This window comes from Pseudomonas sp. B329, assembly GCF_023127835.1.
Taxonomy (GTDB): domain Bacteria; phylum Pseudomonadota; class Gammaproteobacteria; order Pseudomonadales; family Pseudomonadaceae; genus Aquipseudomonas; species Aquipseudomonas synxantha_A.
Window position 1 is genome coordinate 1 of sequence record NZ_SPKP01000035.1, and the last position, 5730, is coordinate 5730.

Consider the following 5730-nt stretch of genomic DNA (forward strand, 5'->3'; position numbering starts at 1 on the left):
TGGAACCGGAGGTGTAGATCACGTAGGCGAGGTTGTCGCCATCCAGCGCCACATTCGGAGCTGTTTCGCTATAACTTGACCAGGCGTGCACCTGATCCACCGCCAAGGCTTCCAGGCCCTCCGGGATCGGCAACCGCTGCTGCACTGCAGAATGAGTCAGCAGCAATTTCGAGCGGCTGTCCTGCATCATGTACAGCAAGCGATCACGCGGGTACTCGATATCCAGCGGCACATACACGCCACCGGCTTTCATCACCGCCAGGAACGCCACCATGATCTCGGCGCTGCGCGGCATGGCAATCGCCACGCGCACTTCCGGGCCGACGCCACGGGCAATCAGGGCATGAGCCAGACGGTTGGCCTGGCGATCCAGTTCGCCGTAGCTCAGGGTTTGTGCGTCGAACTTCACCGCCACCGCCGTCGGGTTTTCCCGGGCGCGATCGGTAAACAATTCGTGCACCCAGCGCTCGGCCGAGAAGCCAGAATCCGTGCGGTTCCAGAGTTGCAGGATCTGTTGTTGTTCGGCCGCGTCCAGCAAGCTCAACTGACTGAGCTGCTGCCGCGGGTTGGCAACCATCCCCTGCAGCAGGTTCTGCCAGTGGCGCGCCATGCGTTGCACAGTGCCAGCTTCGAACAGGTCCTGGGCATAACCCAGGGTGGCCCATATGCCTTCGGTGGACTCCTGGATATCCAGGTCCAGGTCGAAATGAGCGGTCTTGCTTTCCCACTCCAGCCCTTCCACCTGCAACGCTGGCAATTGGCGCTGAACCTGGACCTGGCCGACATCGGTCTGGTGGTTGAACATGACCTGAAACAACGGGTTGTGACTCAGGCTACGCTCGGGTTGCAGAGCTTCCACCAGTTGTTCGAACGGCAAGTCCTGGTGGGCCTGGGCCTCGACCGCGCGTTGCCGAACGTGCTGCAACAACTGCTCGACACTCATCTGCCCATGCACATCCGCCTTGAGCACCTGAGTGTTGACGAAAAAGCCGATCAGCCGCTCGGTCTCGCTGCGATTGCGGTTGGCAATCGGCACACCGACGCGTATTTCTTCCTGGCCGCTGTAGCGGTGCAACAAAGTCTGGAACGATGCCAGCAGCAACATGAACAGGGTCACGCCCTGCTCTTGCGCCAACACCTTGAGGCCCTGAGTGAGTTCGGGCGCCAGCTCGAAGGCCAGGCGCGCGCCACGGTGGCTCTGCACCGCCGGGCGCTGGTGGTCGAACGGCAACTCCAGCACGCTCTGCTCACCGCCCAACAGCTCACGCCAGTAGGCCAGTTGACGTTGCTTCTCGCCGGCGTCCATCCAGTTACGCTGCCATACGGCATAATCGGCGTACTGGATCGGCAACACCGGTAGCGGCACATCCTGGCCTTGGCTGTAACCGGCATACAACTGCACCAACTCCTCGACCACCAACTGCATTGACCAACCATCGGAGACGATATGATGCTGCACCAGCACCAACACATGCTCGTCGGCGGCCAGGCGCAGCAACGTCACGCGTAGCAACGGGCCCTGCTGCAGGTCGAACGGCTGGGCAATCAACGCTTCTACCCGGGCCTGAAGCTGGGCCTCATCGACATCAGTCTGGGTGATCGGCAAGGCCACCTGCGGTTCAATCACTTGCACCGCGCCGTCGTGATCCTGGCGAATATGGGTGCGCAAGCTTTCATGGCGCGCCAGCAAGCTATCGAAACTGTGCTGAAGCGCGCCTGGATCCAACTGCCCTTTCAAGCGTAATGCACTGGGGATGTGATACGCCGCACTCTGGGGCTCCAGTTGCCACAGAAACCATTGACGCTCCTGGGCATAAGACAACGGCAACGGCTGCTCGCGGCCCGCCGGCAGCAGAGGTGGCGCCGTCGGCATCGGGCTGTCCTGGGCCTGCAAGGCGGTGACAAATGCCTCCAGGCGTGGGTGTTCGAACACGGCCTTGAGCGGCACTTCCAGGCTCAGGGTCTGGCGAATCCGTGATACCACCTGCATCGCCAACAGCGAATGCCCGCCCAGCTCGAAAAAGTGCTGGTTCAGGCCCACGTGCTCGGTGCCGAGGACATCCGCCCAGATCGCTGCCACCTGTTGCTGCAACGGCGTGACCGGCGCCAGCCAGTCCTGTTGCAAGGCGGCGGCTTCGGGTTTGGGCAGCGCCTGGCGGTCCAGCTTGCCGTTGGGGTTCAAAGGCATGTGGTCGAGGAAGATCAGGTGCGCTGGCACCATGTAGTCCGGCAGGTGTTCACGCAAGGTCAGCATCAGTTGTTCGCCAGCCTCCGCGCGCTCGGTTTCAGACAGCGTCTGCGCCGGCACCAGGTAGGCCACCAGTTGGTTGTCAGCCGCCAGCAACAAGGCTTCACGCACACTGTCCTGAGCCAGCAGTACGCTTTCAATCTCACCCAGTTCAATGCGGAAACCACGGATCTTGACCTGGTGGTCGACCCGCCCGACATACTCCACCACGCCGTCGGCGCGATAACGCGCCAGGTCGCCCGTGCGGTACAGGCGCTCGCCTGCCGCGCCGAACGGGTCCGCGACGAAACGTTCGGCAGTCAGGCCCGGCCGTTGTAAATAAGCGCGGGCCAAGCCACTGGCGCTGGCGATATAGAGTTCACCGACTGCGCCCAGCGCCAGCAAGTTCAGGTCGCGGTCCAGCACATACAGGCCACGCCCTGGCAGCGCCCGGCCAATCGGGCTGGCACCGGCGGCGCTGACGGCGCTCGCGTCGGTGCAGTCCAGCACACTGGAGACCACCGTGGCCTCGGTAGGCCCGTAGGTGTTGAGCAAGCGCACATGGCTAAGCCCTGCGCGCTGCCACAGGAGTGGGCCATCCAACGGCATGGCTTCGCCGCCGATATGGATCTGGCGCAAGGCACCATAAGACCTCGGGCCCGCTGCCAGGCAGTCTTGCAGGAACAGCTTCCAGTAGGCCGTGGGCAAGTCGGCCAAGGTGATGCCCTGGGCGATGATCTGCCGATACAGCTCGGCACCGTCCCACAGTTGCGGGCCGCGCAGTACTACGGTGGCACCGAGGGTCAGGGCCGGGTACAACTGCTCGACAAAACCGTCGAAGTTCAGGGTGGCAAACTGCAACACCCGGTCTTGGGCAACCAGTTGCGAGTAATCCGCCGCGATGCCAACGAACTCACTCAGGGCAGCATGGCTGATGGCAACCCCCTTGGGCTTGCCGGTGGAGCCGGAGGTGTAGATCACGTACGCCAGGCTCTGGGGCTCGACATCAGTCGGTAGATTGTCCTCGGAGCACTGCGCCAATGGGGCCAGGTCAATATCCACGGACGACACATGAGCCGGCAACGGCAGGCGCCCGCGCAGGTGGGATTGAGTCAACACCAGGCCGACGCCGCTGTCCTCAAGCATATGCACCAGGCGTTCGCGCGGGTACTCAGGGTCCAACGGCACATAGGCTGCGCCCGTCTTGAGCACCGCCAGCAAGCTGACCACCATGGCAAAGGAGCGCTCGATGCAGATCCCCACCGGCCCATGCGGGCCGATGCCCTGAGCCAGCAGGTAATGCGCCAGGCGGTTGGCCTGGCGGTTCAGTTCGCCATAGCTGAGGGCCTGGTCATCCAGGGCCAGGGCCTGGCGGCCTGGCTGCCGGTCGGCCTGGGCTTCAAACAGCCGGTGCACCGCGTGCAGGGTGGTGGCACACGCCGGAGCATTCCAATCCTGGAGCATCACCTGTTGCTCCACTGCACTCAGCATCGGCAGCTCGCAGAGACGGCTGCGCGGTGCGTTCACCACCGCCTGCAACACGTGCTGCCAGTGCTGCGCCAAGCGCTCGACGGTAGCGGCGTCGAACAAGTCAGTGGCATAGGTCAGCGCAGCCCAGAGGCCCTCGGCGGATTCATGGGTATCCAGGCTCAGATCGAAATGGGTGGTCGGGCTGTCCCACTCCAGTTCCACCACACGCAGGCCCGGTAACTGCTGGCCTTCGCGGCCGCCCTGGGCATCGGTCTGGTGGTTGAACATCACCTGGAACAATGGGTTGTGGCTCAAGCTGCGTTCGGGCTGCAACGCCACCACCAGTTGTTCGAACGGCAGATCCTGATGGGCCTGGGCCTCCAGGGCGCGACGCTTGGTTTGTTGCAGCAGTTCGGCAAAGCTCATCTGCCCGTCGAGGTCAGCCTTGAGCACCTGTGTATTGACGAAGAAGCCGATCAACCGCTCGGTTTCGACACGGTTTCGGTTGGCATTCGGCACGCCAATACGAATGTCCGACTGCCCGCTGTAGCGATACAACAGGGCTTGGAACGACGCCAGCAACAGCATGAACGCCGTCACACCCTCCTGCTGCGCCAGGCGCTTGATACCGGCCACCAGAGCCGGTGGCAGATGCACCTGCACGCTTGCACCGCGATGGCTTTGCTGCGCCGGACGCGGGCGGTCCAGCGGTAGCTCAAGCACCGGCTGCTCGCCGCCCAGCAGGGCCTGCCAATAGGCCAGCTGGCGCGCCTGCTCTCCGGCCTCCATCCAGCCTCGTTGCCACAGGGCGTAGTCGGCGTACTGGATCGGCAGCTCAGGCAGTTGCAAATCATGGCCCTGACTGTGAGCAGCGTAGAACTGCACCAGCTCTTCGACCATCACTTGCATCGACCAACCATCGGAGACGATGTGGTGCTGCACCATCACCAGCACATGTTCATCTTCGGCCAGTTGCAGCAGCGTCACGCGCAACAACGGCGCCTGGTGCAAATCGAACGGCCGTGCGACTTCGGCTTCCACCCGCGCCATCAACTGTGCCTCGTCGATACGCGCCTGGTGGATCTGCACCCGCGCCTGGGGCATCACCGCTTGCCAGAGGCGTTCGCCGTCCTCGACCAGTTGTGTGCGCAAGCTCTCATGCCGGGCCAGCAGGCTGTCGAAACTGCGCTGCAATGCCGCCAGGTCCAAGTGCCCGTGCAGACGCAGGGCGCCGGGGATGTGATAGGCGGTGCTGTCCGGATCCAGTTGCCAAAGAAACCACTGGCGCTCTTGAGCGTAGGACAGCGGCAGATGTTGGCCGTCCTCGCGGATCGAGGCAATCGGCAGTTGAGCGAAACTCATGCCCCGGCTTTGCAGGCGCTGGTAAAACTGCTGGCGCTGCTCCAGAGGCAAGCGAAGAAAGCGCGACACCAAGTCGATATTAGGGTTGGAAAGCATGGTTCAAATCGCCTCTAGTTCGCTCAAAAAGTCACGCAGGTCATCAAAATCCTCCACGCTGCCGGCGCGGAAAGTGGCTGCCGCCTGCACGTAGGCACGCAGCGAATCGGTCTGGAACAGTTCCATCAGCGGCACGTCAAGGCCCAATTCGGCTTGCACCCGGGAGGTGATCTGGATCGCCAGCAAGGAATGGCCGCCGACTTCAAAGAAGTTGTCGTTCAGGCCCACTTGCGGCAGGTGCAGGATGTCGGCCCAGATCACAGCGATCTGTTGTTCAAGCTCGGTTTGCGGGGCCACGTACTGTTGCTGCATCTGGCTCGCATCCGGCAATGGCAAGCCCTTGCGGTCGAGCTTGCCGTTGGGGGTCAGCGGCATTTGCGCCAGGAATACGAAGTGGCTGGGCACCATGTAGTCCGGCAGGTCGGCTTTCAAGGCTCGCCGCAGGGCATCGCGGAACTCGGCGGGGTCTGCCAGGCTGACATCTGCCGGCACTACATAGGCCACCAACTGCTTGCCGGTCGGCCCCTCCTGGGCGACCACCACGGTTTCACCGACGCTGACCTGCTCGCGCAAAC

2 protein-coding genes are annotated in these 5730 nt (G+C 63.0%); both read right to left on the bottom strand.

Annotated features, from left to right (window positions below; translation table 11 throughout):
- Nucleotides 1-5155 (bottom strand): non-ribosomal peptide synthetase (locus E4P00_RS18030; RefSeq protein WP_248132375.1); only part of this gene is annotated, 5155 nt, incomplete at its 3' end.
- Between the two features lie 3 nt (nt 5156-5158).
- Nucleotides 5159-5730: phosphopantetheine-binding protein (locus E4P00_RS18035; RefSeq protein WP_248132377.1), on the bottom strand; the 572-nt coding region annotated here is incomplete at its 5' end.